We start from the raw sequence: 18,260 nt of genomic DNA, 5'->3' as shown, positions 1-18,260 counted from the left end.
GCCTCGCGCCGCGGCAGCACGGTCGCGAGCGCGGCGCCCAGGATGGTCGGCGACGCCTCGTGCTGCCCCGGAGCGCTCAGGACGCAGCCGGAGGCGACGTCCATGTCGAAGTCGCGCCACGTGGAGCGTCACCGACACGACCGGTCCGACGACGGCCGACCAGGAGACGTCCCGCGTGCGCCCGCACAGGCACTCCGCTCGTCAGCGGGACAGCAGCGCGACGTGGATCTCCTCGGCGAGGAGGTCCAGCGCTCTCGCGTGGGACGCCAGGAAGGCCCGGCCGTCGCGCGTGATCGAGAAGCGCTCGATGCGCTGCAGTGCGGTCCTCCTGCCTCTCTCCAGGAGCACCAGGCCCCGGCGGGAGAGCCGGAGGAGCCGCTTGCGCACCTCGAGGACCTCGACACGGTCGCCGGAGCGGAGGTCGAGGACTGCTCGCAGGCGGGTCTCGTCGCGGTTCTCTCCGGTCGCGAGCGCGATCAGGATGAAGACGTCGATGCTGCAGTCGAGCCCGCAGGCTCCGCAGCGGTTCGTGCACCGCGCAGAGCGTGCCAGGGACACGAGGAATCGATCGAGGCGCATCACGGGTATCTCCTGGGGAACGGCGGTCTCCTGCTGCAACGAGAGGAACGGGCCGGACCGGTCACGGTCGGCCCACATCCGGGAGTCCGCTCAGGAGAGGTTCGCACATCAGCGATCGGTCCGGACAGCAGGATACGGCCCGATCGCCGCCCCGGTCCGCAGCCGGTGGTGATGCCGCCGCGGCGGGATCGTCGGGCGATCAGGGTCGAGGACCCGTCCGTACGGCGCAGGGGGGCTCAGGAGAGAGGGAGGGCGTTGCCGTTGATCAGCAGGAGGTCGTGTCCTCCGACGGCAGCTGCGCTCCCGGCCGCTCCGTCGTCCTTCTCCTCGGTGAGGGGGTGCGACTGCACGACCTTCGTCAGCACGAGCCCGGTGGTCGGGACGGTCCTGGTTCTCACTCTGTGGTGCATCTCGTCGGTCGTCCTCCAGAGGTGGCGGCGCTGCAGGTCGGGCGCAGTGCCGGTCGGGGCGGGACAGCGGAGGAGCGGGCGATCGTGGCGCCCGCTCCCCCGCCTTCTCAACGGCAGCTGCGCGCCAGGTAGTCGACGCTCGTCTGCGTGCTGACCGTCTTCCCGTCGACGACGGCCTTTCCTGTCGCGGCCACCGACCCCGCGGGGATCGAGACCGCTCGGGTGGTGACGGCGCTCGACGCGGACGATCCCGGAGCGACTCCGGTCACGGTCTTCGAGCCGAAGGCGGTGACCGTCGTGATGTCCATGATCGAGCGGCTGTCGTTCTTGACCACAGTGGTCAGGACGACCTTCCCGCTGACGCAGCGGGTCGACGCCGTGGCGGTCACGGTCAGGGGCGACGTGACGGTGACCTTGGCGGTCACAGTCCGGTTCGCGGGTGCGACCTCCTCCGTCGGCGTCAGGTCGAACACCGGCCGGCCGTCGGCGGCGTAGTGGATGCGGGCGAGACGGGTGTCGCGGCCGTCACCCCCGACTCCGTTGCCCCAGGTGTGGTAGACGTACACGTCGTTGCCGTCCTCGTCCTGGGTGACGGCTCCGTGGCCGGGACCCTGCTCGTAGGTGCGGTAGTCGAGGACGCCGTCGGGCATGGGAACGCTCTGCAGGAGCGGGGCGTCGTACTTGGTCCAGCTCGCGATGTCGGTCAGGTCACTGCCCTCCTTCGCCCAGGCGCCGCCCACGATGTACTTCGGGCTGACGCCGCTGCTGGAGTAGACGAGCGTGATCCTCCCGTCGCGCTGGATCGCGAACGCTCCCTCGGACAGGTGGTCCTCGAACGTCAGCGAGGGCACGATGATCGGGGTCGGCTCGCCGATGACGCGGGTGGGGTTCGCGGGATCGACCTTGGCGATCCAGGTCGCCGGGTCGCTCACTCCGTTGTCGACGTAGCGCTGGGACCAGGCGTAGTACGCAGTTCCACCGGACTCGAAGTAGGTCATGTCGAGGCTGATGTTGCGTCCCGTGCCGGGGCGTCCGAGGGCGCTCCCGTCGCTCTTCACGACGGCGCGCGGCGCGCTCCAGTCGGAGGGGTTCGCGGGGTCTCCGCCGTCGCGCAGCTGCATGATGTGCGCCTGCACCGTGAACCACTGACCGTTCTGGTTCGACTGGTCGTTGTCCGGGTTGAAGCACGGGGCGAACAGGATGGAGAGCTTGCCGCCGATCTCGTGGATCTCGGGGGCCCAGTAGCAGCCCGCGATCACCTTGCCCTCGGCGGTGCGGTCCATCCGCGTGGTGCGGTTGAGGAGGTCCACCTCACGGGCCCGTCCGCCGTTGTCGTCGCTGAGCTGGTCGATGCTGTCGGCGACTCGGATCGGCAGGTGCTGCGAGGCGACGTTGTTGTTGTTCGTGTCGTCCGTGGCGGTGAAGAGGTACTGCGTCTTCCCGTTGCGCTCGTAGCGGTAGATCGTCGGATCCGCGCGGTTGTAGGCGAACGGCTCGTTGTACTGCCGCTGGCGGACGGTCCCGGAGAGGTCGTACGTTCCCGGGCCCTTCGCGGCGAGGTCGGCGAGCTGTTGCTGGTTCCAGTCGATGCCGAGGCTGCCGGTCGAGCCGTCGTTGTAGGAGAGCTGCGCCTTCACTCCGGACAGGGCGGAGGTGTCGCCCTGATCGATCGTCTGCGGTGCGACCGAGGATCCGGTGTTGACCGTGCGGCCGAACCTCTTCACGAGCGAGTCGGCGACGGAGCCGGAGACGGTCAGCGCGCCGCCCGGCAGAGCGTCGGCGACGCGGCCCGGGACTCCGGAGAGGTCGGGAGCGGCGACGGTGGCGGGGCTTCCACCGAGGACCGCACCGCGGTTCCCGTCGGTCACGACGACGCTGCGACGGCCGCCGTCCTTCGGCCAGAACGCCTGCGCGCGGAGCTCGGTGCGGGCGAGGTCAGTGACGGTCGTGTACTTCGCCGCCCCGGAGGAATCGGTCCAGGAGACGAGGTAGCGGTTCTGGTCCGTGTCGAAGACGGCCTTCGGCGCGACGACGCCGCCGGTGGTGCCGAGGTCGATGAGGCCGAGCTCGGTGAAGTCGGACGCGGTGGCGTCCGTGGCCTTGAAGATCAGAGCGCTCGAGGCCCCGGTGCCGTCGGACGCGCCCGACTGCAGGACGCGCGTGGCGATCACGCCGACGGTGCCGTCGGCGAAGGTGAACAGCGAGGGGTTCGCGAGGCCGCGGTTGTCGGCCTTGTCGGTTCCGAGGAAGACCCCGTCGGCGAAGAGGACTCCCGAGTTGCCCGAGAGCGGTGCTGCGTCGGCGACGGACGAGCCGAGTGCCAGGTGGAGGCCGCGGGCGATCGTGTCCTGGTTCGCCTTGTCCTCGCCGGTCGGCGTCCGGGTGTACGACACCACGGTCTTCGCCGTGGAGGCGCTGAGGACGATGGTGCGGAAGGTCTTCGTCAGCGTGGTGGCGCCGACCTTCACGGAGGCGGTGAGCGCGAGTGCCCGGTCGGTCGCCGAGTCGTTCACGAGGCGGCTGCCGGACAGGCCGGCACCGTCCGCGCTCCACGACACGGTGTAGCCGGCGACCGTGGGAAGAGCGGTTCCGGAGGCGACGGTCGGCGGGACGACGAGGGCGGTGCGCAGGCGCGCCGTGGCGTCGGCCTCGGTGTCGGCGGCGACGGTGACGGTTCGCGCGGTGCCGGTGGCGGCGGATCCGGCGAACGTCGCGGTCGGGGTCAGGGTCACGGTGGCGTTCGCCGAGCCGGGTGCCGGGCGGCGCACGGAGCCGTCGGTGCCGATCACCGCGGGGTCGCTGCTCGCCCAGGTGAGGACGGAGCCGCCCGCGCCGCGGGTCGGGAGGGAGAGGTCGCTGGTGACGGGTCCGGTCACGGCGATGGTCGCCGCGGCGGCGTCCGATGCAGCGATCGCGGCAGCGGCCGGAGCCGCGTCCTCGCGCACCTGGTCCTGGGTCAGTGCGGAGGAGTAGACGTGCACGTCGTCCATCGCCCCGGCGAAGAGAGGGTCGGGGCCGTAGAACGACTTGCCGAGGAGGCCGGAGAAGGCGGAGGTGCCGACAGTCGCCGCTCCGGTCGCGGAGGTCGGGGTGGTCTGGGCGAGCCGGCCGTCGACGTAGGTCGAGACGCTGACGCCGCTGCGCAGGACCACGGCGACGTGGCTCCAGCGGCCGGTGGCGGCGGGACCGGAGTCGGCCGCGCGCTGCTCCGAGCCGTTCTTCACGGCACCGATCAGGCTGCTTCCGCACTGGGGCGTGGTGAAGAGGTACCGCTCGGTCGACTGCCCGAGCGCGTACGCCCAGCTGCAGTTCTGGTTCCCCTCCCAGCGCAGCCAGGCAGACATGGTCACGTCGGTGGTGGCCGCCGTGGTCAGTCCCGGCGCGATCTCGGCGTAGGCGGCGGAGCTGCCTGCGGCGCCGCCGGGGAGGCGGAGTGCGCGGTCGGTGCCGCCGCGCGGACCGGCGACGGTCGTCGCTCCGGTCCCGCGCACGGTGGCGGAGCGGCCGGCAGCGGAGTCGGTCAGGGTCGTGCCCGCGCCCACGGCGGAGCCGACGGCGGCGGACGAGGAGAAGTCGTAGGAGAGGACCGGGCTGGGCACCGCGGCCTGTGCGGGTGCCGCGCCGAGCGCAGCCCCTCCCGCTGTCAGGCTCGCGGCGACCAGGAGGGCCGTCGTGCGTCGGAACCGCATTGTTCGTCTACTTCCGTGGGAGAGGTGGATGCGGGGAGCACGGACGCGGGGTCCATGCTCCCCTGCTCCGGTGGCCGGAGGCCCCGGAACGGAGGAGGTCAGGGGAGGGGCGGCTGGACGCCGCCCCTCCCCTGTCACCGGCCTAGCGGCAGGTGAGTGCCGAGTACGGCGCGGTGGCCGTCCTGGTGCCGTTCGCGTCCTTCGAGGCGACGCTCACCTCGCCCGCGGTGACCGAGGTCGCCCGGGTGGTGAAGGCGGCGGACACGGACTTGCCGGGAGCGACCCCGGCGAAGGTCCTGCTCCCCCACTGCGAGCCGACGGTCATCTCGACCGTGGAGCCGCTCGTGTTGGTGCCGGTCGCGGTGACCGTCACCTTGCCGGCGACGCAGCGGCTCGCGGCCGAGGCCGTCAGCGACGGTCCGGGAGGAGCCGTGGCGGTGATGGTGGCGATGGCCGGCGTCGCTGCCGAGTTGGCGAGCTGTCCGCGCACCTGCACGGTGTCGCCCGCCTTCTTCAGCGAGCTGAGATCGGCGGTCGCCCACGTCACGGCGACCGTCTCACGGTGGCCGTCCTTGAACGTCGCGCCCACCGTGGCGGGCAGGTCGACGGTGGTCGATCCGGCCTGAACGGTCCGCGCCACGGCGTCGATCGAGGTCACCAGGAGCGACGGGTTCCACTTCGCGGCGAGCCCGTCGCGCTCCTTCGCAGTGATGGAGACGACGGATCCGTGGCGGGGCGACGTCGGCAGCGAGAAGCTGCTGGGGATCGTCCACTGGATGTCGCCCTCGAGCGAGTTCGTGCCGAGCGGGATGTAGCCGCGTCCGCCGTAGTTGTCGGTCCAGAGGAAGTACTTGTACCCCGCCCGGTCGCCCTCGTTGGTCTTGAAGATCTCGGGACCCTCGACCTCCGGCGTTCCGGCGGTGCGGCCGATGCAGGTGTCGATGAGGCTCCACGCACCGGAGGCGGTGGTGGCGCGGAGGTTCGTCGACTTCTGTCCGATGATGTCGGGCGAGGGGCAGCCGCTGGTCTGGGTCGCCTTCGTGAAGCGGTAGTAGGTGTCGCCGTCCTTGAGCATCGTGGCGTCGATCAGTCCGTTGCTCTTGTTGAGCGAGGGGACGTCAGCGGCCTTGAACCAGACCTCGGGGGTGGTGAAGTCGCGGAAGTCGCGGGTGGTGGACGTGAGGATCTGCGGTCCGTTGCCGTCCTCGACGTTGCGCGTGCTGTCGGTGAAGAGGGCCGAGGTCCAGTAGACGACGTAGGCGTCGATGGTGGGGTCGTAGGTGGCCTCCGGTGCCCAGGTCATGCCCGCGTTGGGCAGGTTGACCTCGACGTGGCGCTGCTGGCCCCAGTTGACGAGGTCCGTGGACTCCCAGATCTCGAGGTAGCGGCTGCCGCGGTTGGTCGATCCGCCGAAGCCGGTGGTGCCGACGGAGAGGTCGGTGGCCATCAGGAAGAAGCGGTCGCCCTCCTTCGAGCGGAAGACGAACGGGTCGCGCAGCCCCTTCGTGCCCATGGTGGAGGTGAGGATCGGCTGGGCGTCGTTCAGGGTCTTCCACGTGAGCGAGTCGTTGCCGTCGGAGGTCGCGAAGCGGATCTTCTCGCCTTCGATGCTGTCGCCGGTGAAGTACGCGAACAGGTACGCGTCGAGGTCGCTCGCGGCCACGGGAGCCGCGGCCGGAACGGTGCGCGTGAGCGTCCGCACGAGGGGCGTGGTGCCGGGCACCGTGACCGTCGCGGTGAGGGTGACGGTGGTGTCGGCGGACGGGCGCGTGAGCGAGCCCTTCGCGACGACGTTCGGCGCGGTGCCCTTGTCGGCGGAGGTGATGACGGCCTCGTTCGACGAGGTCCAGCTGACCACGGCGCTGGAGCTGTTCGCGCGCGCGGCGGTGGCGGCGACGTCGGCTCCGGTCGAGGGCAGGTTCAGGCTGCCGCGCACCGGTCCGGCGAGAGCGGGATCGTTGCTGATGCCGTCGGCGACGGCCCGGGCGAGCTCGGCCTCGGCGCTGTCACCGGCGGCGTACGCCGGGACGAACACGGTGGTGGCACGGCCGACGACGGTGATGCCGCCGTGGACGGCGGTCGGGGTCAGCGTGACGGTGGCGTCCGGGCTGCCCGCGGCGGGCCGGGTGACGACGCCGCTGGTGCTGACGACGCCGGGGGCGCTCGACGTCCAGGTGATAGTGGAGCCGTTGGCGCCGGTCGTGGGGAGGGCGAGGTTCGAGGTCACGTTCGAGGTGTCGCCGAGCGAGACGGCGGCGTCCTGGTTCGCGAGAACCGAGTGCACGGATGCGGCGCTCTGCTGCACCTGGCCGGCGGTGAGCGCGGAGGTCCAGACCTGCATGTCGTCGATGGCACCGGCCCAGTAGGCGTCCGCGCCGTAGAACGATTTGCCGAGGAAGCCGGAGAACGTGGACGTGCCGATCGCGGACGCGGCGGTGAAGGTCGTGCTGCCCTGGCCGACGAGAGCTCCGTCGAAGTAGGTCGAGACCGACTGGCCGCCCTTGACGACGACCGCCATGTGCACCCAGCGGTTCGCGGCGACCGGAGTGTTGCCTGCGGCCCGCACCTCGGAGCCGCTCTTGATCGCGCCGAAGCCGGCCGGTCCGCACTTCGTGGTGGAGAGGACGTGGGAGTCGACGCTGGAGCCGAGCGTGAAGGGCCAGGTGCAGTCCGGAGCACCGCTCCAGCGCAGCCAGGCGGACATCGTGACGTCCTGCGTGCCGGCGGGGATCAGGCCCGGGGCGATCCGGACGTGCGGCGCGGCCGACGTGCTCGATCCGCCCGGGAGCGAGAGAGCGCGGTCGGTGGAGGCGCCGGAGGGACCCGCGACGCTGGTCGCGCCGGAGTTGATCAGGGTGCCGGGGTGGTTGCCCGGAGCGGAGTCTGCGACGACGGCTCCATTGGCGAGCGTCGCGCCGATGCCGTCGAACGAGTACTGCAGCGCGGGAGCGGGGACGGTCTCTGCGGCGCCGGCGGCGCCGATCGGTCCGAGTACGCCGCCGAGGCAGGCGATGGCGAGCGTCAGCGCGGCGCCCGCTCGGGGGAGGCGTGAGCGCCGGGTGCGCTCCTGCCGGGGGGTTCGTGACATGGGGGGTCCTTCAGGTGAGGGGTCGGAGGGGGAGGACGGAGCCCGCGCGATCGGCCGGCGGAGTGGTGAGTCCGGCGTCCGTCTGGCGGGGAGGGAATCGCCGGAAGGCGGCCCGGGACGCGGGCCTGGCGACCCGTGATCGGGAGGCGGAGGTCGACGTGGGTGCGAGGACGAGACGTCGCGCGCTGCGGGCGCCGACCGCGGTCACCGCGTGGAAGCTGTCGGCCGGGCCGACAGTCATCGGGGCCGGGCGTGGGCCTGCGGCGGGAGGGTGCGGCGGGAGGGTGGTGCTGTCGTCATCATCGACGTTCCTCTCAGGTTCGCCTTCGAACCGGTCGGAGTGGGACGCGAGGCGCGAGGACGCGCTTGCCCACTTCAGGTGACACCGTACCGACTTTTGTTAACGGTAACAATGGCGGATTCCCGGGCGATGCCGCAGCGACGGCGGGTGTGAGCGCTCTCTCCCTGCGAGCACGGGGATCCGCGTGGACGGATCACGCTCGCCCGGCGGGGCTCGGACCGGATCCGCTCGAGACCGGCACTTGACACCGGCTCCGCGACCGGTCGATGGTTGTCCACGTCAACATGCAGGTCGTGATCAGCTTCCCATCCCACTCGGAGCGTCGGCGCTGACGCGTCCCGCGGCGGGACGACCGGATCACCATCCCGGTCGCTCCGGCGCATCCTCTGCCGTGCTCCGATCCCTTCGGACACGGCTCCTTCCTGCGACCCTCATCCGCGTCCCTTCGGGGACGCCGGATGTCTGTGAAAGGCACCCATGTCCCGGACAACGAAGTCCCACCCCTCCAAGCGCCTGATCGGCGCCCTGATCGCGGCCGTCGTCGGCATCACGACCTTCGGCATCAGCTCGCCCGCCTCTGCAGCCACCGCCCCGGTCGGCCTCGGATCGGCGCAGGAGATCCGCAACCAGCACAGCAGCATGTGTCTCGACGACTTCGACTTCGGCACTCAGCCCGGAGCCGAGGTGCGGCAGTGGAGCTGCACCGAGGGGAGCAACCAGCGCTGGCAGGTCACCGACCTCGGCACCGGCTACGCCGAGATCAAGAACACCTTCAGCAACCTCTGCCTCGACAACTTCGACTTCGGCACCACTCCGGGCTCGGAGGTGCGGCAGTGGAGCTGCAACGGAAGCACCGCCCAGCAGTGGCGGATCACCTCCGTCGGCGGAGGCTACGCCGAGATCGCCAATCGGCACAGCGACCTCTGCCTCGACAACAAGGACTTCCGCCAGATCGACGGCTCCCCCATTCAGCAGTGGACCTGCACCGGCTCCAAGGCCCAGCGCTGGGCACTGACCGATCCGACCGTGCAGAAGATCACCTGGACGCTGAACCGCGTCGCGAGCCCGACCGCGGACGAGGCCGACGCCTACGCCCGCATCACCGACGCGATGGACCGCGCCGTGGCGCGCTACAACCGCCTCAGCAACATCTCCCGCTCCCTGACCGTCTCGTACAGCCCCGGAACCCCGACGGCCGATGCGAACATCTACGGCCAGATCCGCTTCGGCAAGGAGCGCGTCTACATGGTGGAGGGCACCGCCATGCACGAGATCTCGCACACCGTGGGCTTGGGCACGTCGACCACCTTCAACACGAACTGCGAGAACAGCAGCTGGGACTCGGCCCTGGCACTGCTGCGCACCTGGGACGGACCGGACGCGACAATCCAGTGCACCCCGGGTCACATCTTGAACTACGGCCTCAACTACAACAGCGAGTTCAGCCAGCTGAACCTCGAGCGCCACGTGAAGCTGGTGCAGTCCATGCTCAGTGACGGCATGTAGCCGTCACTCGAGGCACGCCCGAACGAGCATCCTCGCCGCCCCTCGCGGGCGGCCGGCGCCGGCGGGGCGGGGAACCAGAGCCCTCCCCCCGCCGGCGCCGCATGCCCCGATGTCTCCCTCCGGAGGCGCGGGGCAGCGGAGCGCTCGGGAGTCGAGGAGGGCCCCTCGACCGGGTGGTCGCAGCCGACGTGCCGGACGCCGCACCCTGGGGAGGGGGCGTCCGGCACGTCTTCCTCGTGTCGGCGCCGTCCGGTCCGCCGGACCCCCCGGAGGCGCATGACGGGCGGCGTCTGCGGGCGCTAGCGGTTCTGCTCGACGGTGCTCGGCGCGGTCCGGTGCGTCTCCGGCGCCTCCGTGCCGACGGGCTCCGCCTCCCCGCTCGCCGCGGCCTCCCGCAGGTAGTGCGCCGACATGACGCGGTAGGAGCGGGTGAGCATCGCCGCGCCGGCCGCGATGATCATGACGACTCCGCCGACCAGGAACACCAGCGCGATCCCCCGGCCGATGCCGTCGCCGAGCAGCCCGCCGAACGCCGAGCGCCCGGCCGGCGACTCCATGTACGGGATGAGCGCGAACTCGGCGATCGGGGCGATGAGGAACGACGTGATCGGAGCGGCGGCCGACTCGAACGCCGCCGCGAAGCCGAAGACGCGCCCCTGGGTCTCGAAGGGGACGACCTTCTGGATCACCGTCTGCTCGGCGGCCTCGACCGCCGGGATCAGGGTCATGTAGATCCAGATGCCGCCGGCGTAGAGCCACCACCAGTCGCGGAGGGTGAAGACCGCGCCGATCAGGCCCATCGCCATCACGAGCAGCAGCATCGTCCGGATCGGGTTCCTCCCGAGACCGAACCTCGCGACGAGCAGACCGCCGATGACGAAACCGGTCGCCGTCACTCCGAGCACCACGCCCCACAGCTCGACCGGGAACAGCTCGAGGCCGTACGGGTCCATCAGCGCCATGTAGACGCCGCCGATCAGGTTGTTGAACGTCGAGAAGACGATGAGCGCGAACAGCCCGGTCGCCGCCCGCACCGCGGTGATGCTGCCGCGGAGATCGATCAGCGGCGCCCTCTCCCCCGTCGGCGCGGGCCGGTCCTCCGGGATGCGCAGGAAGAGGAGGTGCAGGAGCGCGGCGGCGGAGAGGCCGATCGCGATCACCAGCGTCCACCCCATGCCGAGCAGGCCGATGGCGAGCCCGCTGAAGACGCTCGTCACCACGAAGGCGAGGCCCTGGACCGTGCCGACGAGGCCGTTCGCGCGGGCGTGCCCCTCCACCGGGACCAGCAGGGTCACCGTCGTGGACAGGGCGATGTTGCGCATGTTCTCGATGACGGCGCCGAAGAGGATCGTGCCCGAGAACACCCAGAACCAGGGGGCGCGGAAGTCCAGGAGCGCCGCCTCGGGCAGCGCGAGGAAGAGACCGCCCGCGACGCCGAAGGACACCAGCGTGACCGCGCCGGCGAACACCATGACGCGGAACTTGCGGTGCCGGTCCACGATCGTGCCGAAGGCCATCGCGAAGACCGCGACGAGCAGCATGTAGGCGCCGCCGATGATCCCGGTCGCCAGGACGGAGCGCGTCTCGAGGTACACCCAGAACGTGAGCGCGAACCAGAGGAAGCTCGTCGTCACGTTCGCGACGGCGGTGTTGAGGAGGATCTGGTGGAAGTCGCGGAGCCTCGTCGAGGCGTCGACGGCGGCTCCGGGCACGGGGGCGGTCGAGGACACGGCTTCCCTCCGCTCGCGACGGCGCCGTCGGTCCCGCGGCGGGAGTCGAGGGTCGTCGCAGCCACTGTAGGACCGCGCCGTCGGCGAGTCGAGAGGGGCCGGGCGTCCGGCGGGGATGCGCTGCCGCCTCCCGCGCGGACGCGGGCGCCGCCGCCCTCGCGACCCGGATCAGCGGGCCTCGGGGGCGGCGGCGCCGACGGGTCAGACGATGGCGGCGCGGAGGGCCGCGGCGGCCTCGCCGACGTCCGGGGCGCCATAGATGGCCCCGCCCGCGACGGCCACGAGGGCGCCGGCGCGCTGCACCGACTCGATGGTGGCGGTGCTCACGCCGCCCGCGACCGAGAACGGCACGCCGGAGGACTCGCCGTCGCGCAGCAGGGTCTCGAAGGTGAAGCCCTCCTCCGCCTGCTCGTCCAGACCGGCGTGCATCTCGACGAACTCGGCGCCGAGGGCGACGACCTCGCGGGCGCGGGCGGCCTTGTCGGGCACGCCGATGAGGTCGACGACGACGCCCTTGCCGTGCTTCCTCCCGGCGGCGATCGCGCCGGCGATGGTGCTGTCGCCGGCGACGCCGAGGACCGTCACGAGGTCGGCGCCGGCCGCGAAGGCCATGTCGGCCTCGAGCTCGCCCGCGTCCATCGTCTTGAGGTCGGCGAAGACCGTCTTGTCGGGGTGCGCCTCCTTGATGGCGGTGATGGCGGAGAGGCCGGCGCTCTTGATGAGCGGGGTGCCCAGCTCGAGGATGTCGACGTGCGGGGCGGCGGCAGCGGCGAGCTCGAGGGCGGCGTCGGTGCTGAGGGTGTCCATGGCGAACTGGAGCTTCACGGGGTTCTTCTTCCTGTCGAGGTGGGGAGTCGGGTCATTCGAGGTTCGCGTGGCGCGGCCAGAGCTCGTCGGCGCTGTCGCCGCGGCGCTGCCAGAGCGCGTGGAACAGGGCGTCGCCGGTGAGCACGACGACCTGCTCGAAGAGCCCGCCGGAGTACTGCGCCGAGGCGGCGCCGGAGCGGTCGAGCTTGTCGGCGGCGGGCACGACCACCACGGCGGAGGCGAGCCCGGCCAGCGGGGAGTCGGCGGCGGTCGTGATCGCCGCGACCCGCGCTCCGGCGTCGACGGCGGCCTGCGCGGCGCGGACGATGCCCCCGGTGGTGCCGGAGCCGCTCGCGGTGAGCAGCACGTCGCCGCCGCGGATCGCCGGGGTCGTCACGTCGCCGACCACGTGCACGACGAGTCCGAGGTGCATGAGGCGCATGGCGGTCATCCGCAGGGCGAGGCCGGAGCGGCCGGCGCCGTGGATGAAGACGCGATCGGCGCCGGCGAGCAGCTCGAGGACGGGCTCGAGGCGGTCGGTCGTCAGCGAGGCGGTCGCGGCGGACACCTCGGCGGCGATCACGGCGAGCGCCTCTGCGGGGTCGGTGGTGCGGTCGTCAGCGGGCATGGATCCACAGTGCGCCCGGCGACCGGCCCGCGCGCCACCTGATCGAGGAGGTCCGCCTACCCGATCGGGTGGGCGATGCCGCTCGCGGGTAGGACGGGTAGGTTCGGAGGATGGATCCCGCCGAGTCCCCCGCCTCCCGCACCCTGCTGCAGCAGCACGCCCGCACGGTGGCCGAGCAGGCCGACCGGCACGCGGTGGCGCTGGAGTCGGTGCTCGCCGCCCTGCGCGCCGAGCGCCTCGACGACCGTGCGGCCCGCACCGTCGCGATCGACATCGCCGCGAACGCCCTGGTCGAGCTGCGCACCGCCTCGGACGAGCAGCGCAGCGCGATGCTGGAGCCCGTCGTGGGCGCGTTCGCGCGGCTCCGGAGCGACCTGCGCCCGCTCGTCCGCTTCGGCGACCTCGACGTGCAGTTCGTCGAGCCGCCCGCCACCGGGCGCGCCCTCCCCGGCGAAGTGGCGCACGGGGCCCGCGCGATCGTGCGGAGCGCCGTGCTGGCGTTCGTGGAGTCGGAGCAGACGCGCCGGGTGCGGATCCAGTGGGACTGCGACGGGCTCAACCTGCTCATCGAGATCCGCGACGACGGCCGGGGCGAGCTGACGACCCGCGACGACGCCCTGCGCCCGATCGCCGAGCGCGTGCGCGGGCTCGACGGGGAGCTCTCGGTCGCGTCGACCGCGGGCTGGGGGTCGACCCTGTCGATCCGCCTCCCCCTCGATCCGCCGGCGCAGCCCGACGGGCTCGACCTCGCCGAGCTCAGCGCCCGCGAGCGGGAGGTGCTGAACCTGATCACGCTCGGCGCCTCGAACCAGCGGATCGCGGACGACCTCGGCATCAGCGGCAACACCGTGAAGTTCCACGTGTCGAACCTGCTGCGCAAGGCCGGCGCCCGCACCCGGGCGGAGCTGGCGGCGCTGGCGCGCTGATCGATCCGGGTGCCCCGTCCTGGCAGAGCCGCCCTCGCAGTGCCGCCCCCGGACGCACGGACGGGCCGCGGCGGCCGCCGAGGGTCTCCCCCTCCTGCGGCGCCGCGGCCCGTCCGGCCGATCAGCGCGCCCCGATCACTCGCTCCGGAGCAGCCCGAAGCGGAATCGGCCGGAGCCGTCGGCGTGTCGTCGATGCCCGAGATCGTGGAGGAGGCGATGACGGTCTCCGTGCCCTCGAGGAGCGGCACGGTGATCGCCTTCTCCGCCGCGAGGCGCTGCGCCTCCTCGATCGCCGCGGTGCGCTCGTCGCCGGGCGCCAGGCTCCGCTCGCGCAGCACGACCTCGTTGTAGGCGTCGTCCTTCACGGCGGCGCCGAGGATGGAGGGGGCCTCGTCGGTGCCGTAGAGCAGGTTCAGGTAGTTGTCCGAGTCCGGGTAGTCCGCGAACCAGCCCTGCTGGTAGAGCGGGTAGGACGTCGACTTCTCCTTCACGTACTGCGTCCACTCCGTCGACTGCAGGTCGACCGTGAACAGCCCGCTGCGCTCGAGCTGGTTCTTGATGAGCGCGTACTCGTCCGAGGTGCTGGAGCCGTAGTGGTCGGTGTTGTACTGCAGCTTGAGATCGACGGGACAGGTGATCCCGGCGGCCTGGAGCGCGGCGGCGGCCTCGTCCGCGCTGGGACCGCCGCTCCCGTCGCCGAAGGCCTGCTCGTACGCCGGCGTCGATCCGGTCAGGGCGCTGGGGACGATCGAGTAGACCGGCGCGTAGGTGCCCTTGTAGACCTGGTCCGACAGCTCGTCGCGGTCGATCAGGTCGGCGACGGCGGTGCGGACGGCGAGCGCCTTGTCGGCGTCGGCCTCGGGGGTCGCGGAGCCGTAGGGCATGGTCTCGGGGTTGAAGACGAGGAAGCGCATCTCGGCGCCGGGACCGGAGTGCACCGTCAGGCCCTCCTCGCCGCGGAGGTCCTCGGTGTCGGTCGCGTTCAGCGTGCGGTAGGCGACCGCGATCTCGCCGCGCTGGATGTCGAGCTTGAGGTTGCTCTCGTCCGCGTAGTAGCGGACGATCACGGACTCGTTGGCGGCGGCGCCGAGGAGGCCGTCATAGGAGTCGTTGCGGGTGAGCTGCACGAGCGAGTTCAGCGTGTAGCTCGTGATGGAGTACTGCCCGCTGAAGGCGTCGCCGGCGACGATGTCGTCGTCGGTGGTGAGGGAGTCGGCCGAGAAGACGTCCTCGTCGACGATCGCGGCGGCGGGGCTGGTGAGGATCTGGGGCCAGAGGGCGTTGTCCGGGGTGGCCAGCGTGAAGACGACGGTGGAGTCGTCCTCCGCCTCGACCGAGACCATGTCCGAGAGCAGCGACGAGGGGCCGTTCGGAGCGGCGATCGCCACCTGGCGCTCGAAGGTGAAAACCACGTCCGAGGCGGTGAGCGGATTGCCGTTGGCGAAGGCGGCGTCCTCGCGCAGGGCGACGCGGTAGTGGGTGGGGTCGGTGAACTCGGCCGAGGCCGCGAGGTCCGGCACGGGATCCGTCGATCCGGGGGCGGAGGTCAGCAGCCAGGAGAAGACCTGGTTCTGCAGCGTCGCCGAGCCGAGGTCCCAGGAGCCGGCGGGATCCAGGGCGGTGACCTTGTCCGTGGTCCCCAGGAGGATCCCGGGGGGCGCCTGGGCTCCGGTGGTGCCCGGCGAGCAGGCGGTGAGGGCGACCGGCGTCGTGCCGTCGCGGTTCCTGCTACTCGAGCAGCTTGCCCGCGGTGGCGACCTCGCCGCTGATCAGCGCCTGGATCTCCTCCGGCACCGCGGGGATCTCCTCGCGGGTGATCCCCGTGGAGGGCGACCAGACGAGGTTCACCTGGAGGGCCGGGTCGATGTCCGGGTAGTCGCTGCGGTTGTGGCAGCCGCGGCTCTCCCGGCGCTCGAGGGCGGCCTCGAGGGTGGCCCGCGCGGCCATCGCGGCCGACTTGAGGTCGAAGGCGTGGGCGAGGTCCTGGAAGCCGGCGATGTCCGGGTGCACGCCGATGTCGGCGATGCGCGCCTCGATCGCGTCCAGCTCGGCGAGCCCGGCGAGCAGGCCCTCCTCGTCGCGGACGACTCCGGCGTGCTCGGTCATCGTGTTGCGGATCGCGCGCTGCAGGGCGCGGACGTTCTCGGTGCCGTCGGCCGCGAGCAGGCCGGCGATCTCGTCGCGGGCGACCTGGACGGACGCGGCCGAGCGCGTCTGGGCGGTCAGTGAGGCGGAGTACTCCGCCGCCGCCTGCCCGACGATGCGGCCGAACACCAGCAGCTCGATCAGCGAGTTGCCGCCGAGGCGGTTGGCGCCGTGCAGTCCACTCGAGGCCTCTCCGATCGCGTAGAGCCCGGGGACGTCGGTGCTGTGGTCGTCCGAGCGCACCCAGACCCCGCCCATCGAGTAGTGCGCCGTGGGCGCGATCTCGATCGGGTCCTTCGTGATGTCGAGCATCTGCAGCTCGAGCATCGTCTGGTACACCCGCGGCAGCCGGGTCATGATCGTCTCGCGCGGCAGGTGCGAGACGTCGAGCCAGACCCCGCCGTTCGGCGTGCCGCGACCCTCCTTGATCTCGGTGTAGCAGGCGAGGGCGACGCGGTCGCGGGTCGAGAGCTCGAGGCGCTCGGCGTCGTACTTGCCCATGAAGCGCTCGCCGAGGCCGTTGCGGAGGATGCCGCCCTCGCCGCGCGCGGCCTCGGAGATCAGCGTGCCCGCCGCGTTCTCGGGCTCGATGATGCCCGACGGGTGGAACTGGACGAGCTCGGGGTCGCGCAGGCGGCCGCCGGCCTCGACGGCCAGGCGGAACGAGTCGCCCGTGTTCTCGTCGCGGCGGGAGGAGGTGCGGCGCCAGATGCGGTTGTGGCCGCCCGCGGCGAGGATCACCGCATCCGCGTGGATCAGGTAGCGGGTGCCGTCGACGAGGTCGAAGCCGTAGGCGCCGAACACTGTTCCGTCCTCGTTGACGAGGATGCGCGTGACGTACACGGTGTCCAGGATCGGGATCTCGAGCTGGGCGGCCCGGTTGACGAGCGTGCGCTGGATCTCGAGGCCGGTGTAGTCGCCCGCGAAGGCGGTCCGGCGGTAGGTGTGCGCGCCGAAGAAGCGCTGCGAGATTCGGCCGTCGTCCTCGCGGGCGAACGGCATGCCGTAGCGCTCGAGGTCCTGGATGCCGCGGGCGGCGTTGGAGGTGACGATCTCGACCGTGTGCGGGTTGGCGAGCTGGTAGGACTCGGTGATGGTGTCGGCCGCGTGCTGCTGCCAGCTGTCGTCGGGGTCCATCGTGGCGAGGGCGGCGTTGATGCCGCCGGCGGCGAGGGAGGTGTGCGCGTCCGACTTCGAGCGCTTGCCGAGCGCGAGGACGTCCACGCCCGCCTCGGCGAGCTCGATCGCGGCGCGCAGGCCCGATCCGCCGGTGCCGATGACGAGGACGGAGGTGGAGATCCGACGCTCCGGTGCGGTGGTCTCTGAAGTGGTCATGCCTCCACGCTAGGCACGGCGCTTCGATTACTCCAATGCATAATGCTGGGCACAGCCATGCGCATAGGGTATGCATGTGGATCTCGAGCAGCTCACCGGATTCGTCGAGGTCGCCCGCCTCGGCAGCTTCACCCGCGCCGCCGAGGAGCTGCATCTCGCGCAGCCCTCGCTGAGCCGCCGGATCGCCGCGCTGGAGCAGGACCTCGGCTCCGAGCTCTTCCACCGGGCGCGTTCCGGCAGCACCCTCACACCGGCCGGGGAGCTGCTGCTGCCGCTCGCCCGGCGCATGCTCGCCGACGCCGGATCGGTGCGCCGCGAGCTGGCCGAGCTGGCCGGACTCGAGCGCGGCCGGGTGCGGTTCGGCGCGACGCCGACGCTCTGCATCAGCCTCGTCGCGGAGGTGCTGCACGCGTTCCACTCCGCGCATCCCGCCGTGGAGCTGCACCTCGCCGAGGACGGGTCGCGGAGCCTCTTCGACCGGCTGGCCCGGGGCGAGCTCGACCTGGCGCTGGTGACGACCTCGACCGCGGCCGCTCCCGGCGCCTTCACGGTGACGCCGCTGCTCGTCGAGGAGCTCGTCGTGGTCTCCTCCGCCGCGGAGCCTCCCCTCGCCGCGACCGGCGCGCTCGACCTGGCGGCGGTCGCCCGCCTCCCGCAGATCGTCTTCAACTCCAGCTACGACCTGCGCCGCACGACCGACGCCGCGTTCGCCGCCGCGGGCCTGGAGCCGGACGTGGTGCTGGAGGGCGCCGAGATGGACGCGGTGCTGCGCTTCGCCGAGCGGGGCCTCGGGGTCGCGGTCGTCCCGGCGATGGTGCTGCAGGGGCGCCCGGGGCTGCGCTCGATCCGCCTCGAGGAGCCGACGCTCGAGAAGCCCACCCTGACCCGGACGATCAGCCTCGCGCGCCCGGCGGACCTCGCGCCGACCGCCGCGGCGCGGGTCATGCAGCGCACCATCGCGGCGACCGCCCGCGCCTTCGCCGCCCAGGCCGGCGGCACGATGCGCCTGGCCGACACCCGCTGACCCAGCGGGGTCTCATCACCCCGCTGCGCGGCCGGCACATGCTGATCGAGCAGCCCCGGAGGGCGCATCGAGATCCCCCCGCACGCGCAGGA

The 18,260-nt window shown here is 71.9% G+C and carries 11 protein-coding genes and 1 pseudogene; 3 read left to right on the top strand and 9 right to left on the bottom strand.

Annotated features, from left to right (window positions below; genetic code table 11):
• Window positions 1-201: 201 nt before the first annotated feature.
• The 4 genes from C5C99_RS05145 to C5C99_RS05135 form a co-directional block, all read right to left on the bottom strand.
• Window positions 202-582, bottom strand: a complete 381-nt coding sequence (locus C5C99_RS05145; RefSeq protein WP_104249689.1) for a hypothetical protein — start codon at window positions 580-582, stop codon at window positions 202-204.
• 233 nt (window positions 583-815) lie between these two features.
• A complete protein-coding gene (locus tag C5C99_RS17030; protein ID WP_181027229.1) occupies window positions 816-977 on the bottom strand; it encodes a hypothetical protein in 162 nt (53 codons plus the stop codon).
• A gap of 119 nt (window positions 978-1,096) precedes the next feature.
• On the bottom strand, window positions 1,097-4,678 hold the full coding sequence (locus C5C99_RS05140; protein WP_104339708.1) for a family 43 glycosylhydrolase: 3,582 nt from the start codon (window positions 4,676-4,678) through the stop codon (window positions 1,097-1,099).
• Window positions 4,679-4,820: 142 nt separating this feature from the next.
• Complete coding sequence (locus C5C99_RS05135) at window positions 4,821-7,766, bottom strand: immunoglobulin-like domain-containing protein (RefSeq protein ID WP_104224390.1); 2,946 nt, start codon at window positions 7,764-7,766, stop codon at window positions 4,821-4,823.
• Window positions 7,767-8,544: 778 nt separating this feature from the next.
• On the opposite strand from C5C99_RS05135, the gene C5C99_RS05130 reads away from it, so the two are divergent.
• Window positions 8,545-9,573 (top strand): RICIN domain-containing protein, encoded by a 1,029-nt coding sequence (locus tag C5C99_RS05130; RefSeq protein ID WP_104226029.1) that lies wholly within the window; start codon window positions 8,545-8,547, stop codon window positions 9,571-9,573.
• 299 nt (window positions 9,574-9,872) lie between these two features.
• Here C5C99_RS05130 and C5C99_RS05125 read toward each other — a convergent pair whose 3' ends face one another.
• The 3 genes from C5C99_RS05125 to hxlB form a co-directional block, all read right to left on the bottom strand.
• Complete coding sequence (locus C5C99_RS05125) at window positions 9,873-11,303, bottom strand: MFS transporter (RefSeq protein WP_104317822.1); 1,431 nt, start codon at window positions 11,301-11,303, stop codon at window positions 9,873-9,875.
• A 201-nt stretch (window positions 11,304-11,504) separates the two neighbouring features.
• Window positions 11,505-12,128, bottom strand: coding sequence for a 3-hexulose-6-phosphate synthase (hxlA, locus tag C5C99_RS05120; RefSeq protein ID WP_104224387.1), 624 nt, complete (start codon window positions 12,126-12,128; stop codon window positions 11,505-11,507).
• Window positions 12,129-12,162: 34 nt separating this feature from the next.
• Entirely contained in the window at window positions 12,163-12,738 is a 576-nt protein-coding gene (hxlB, locus tag C5C99_RS05115) for a 6-phospho-3-hexuloisomerase (protein ID WP_104317821.1), read from the bottom strand.
• Window positions 12,739-12,848: 110 nt separating this feature from the next.
• On the opposite strand from hxlB, the gene C5C99_RS16730 reads away from it, so the two are divergent.
• Window positions 12,849-13,664, top strand: a complete 816-nt coding sequence (locus tag C5C99_RS16730) for a response regulator transcription factor family protein (protein ID WP_104262329.1) — start codon at window positions 12,849-12,851, stop codon at window positions 13,662-13,664.
• A gap of 449 nt (window positions 13,665-14,113) precedes the next feature.
• Here the strand turns inward: C5C99_RS16730 and C5C99_RS17450 are convergent.
• Both C5C99_RS17450 and C5C99_RS05105 read right to left on the bottom strand, forming a co-directional pair.
• Window positions 14,114-15,184, bottom strand: a pseudogene (locus C5C99_RS17450) (ABC transporter substrate-binding protein); the annotation flags it as partial.
• A 208-nt stretch (window positions 15,185-15,392) separates the two neighbouring features.
• On the bottom strand, window positions 15,393-17,144 hold the full coding sequence (locus tag C5C99_RS05105; RefSeq protein ID WP_104247858.1) for an L-aspartate oxidase: 1,752 nt from the start codon (window positions 17,142-17,144) through the stop codon (window positions 15,393-15,395).
• Window positions 17,145-17,214: 70 nt separating this feature from the next.
• Here C5C99_RS05105 and C5C99_RS05100 point away from each other — a divergent pair, with 70 nt between their 5' ends.
• Window positions 17,215-18,168, top strand: a complete 954-nt coding sequence (locus C5C99_RS05100; RefSeq protein WP_104226031.1) for a LysR family transcriptional regulator — start codon at window positions 17,215-17,217, stop codon at window positions 18,166-18,168.
• Window positions 18,169-18,260: the final 92 nt, after the last annotated feature.

The organism is Rathayibacter sp. AY1C4 (assembly GCF_002932195.1).
GTDB lineage: Bacteria > Actinomycetota > Actinomycetes > Actinomycetales > Microbacteriaceae > Rathayibacter.
The sequence above is the reverse complement of the archived record's forward strand: the minus strand, read 5'-3'. Positions and strand labels throughout refer to the sequence as shown.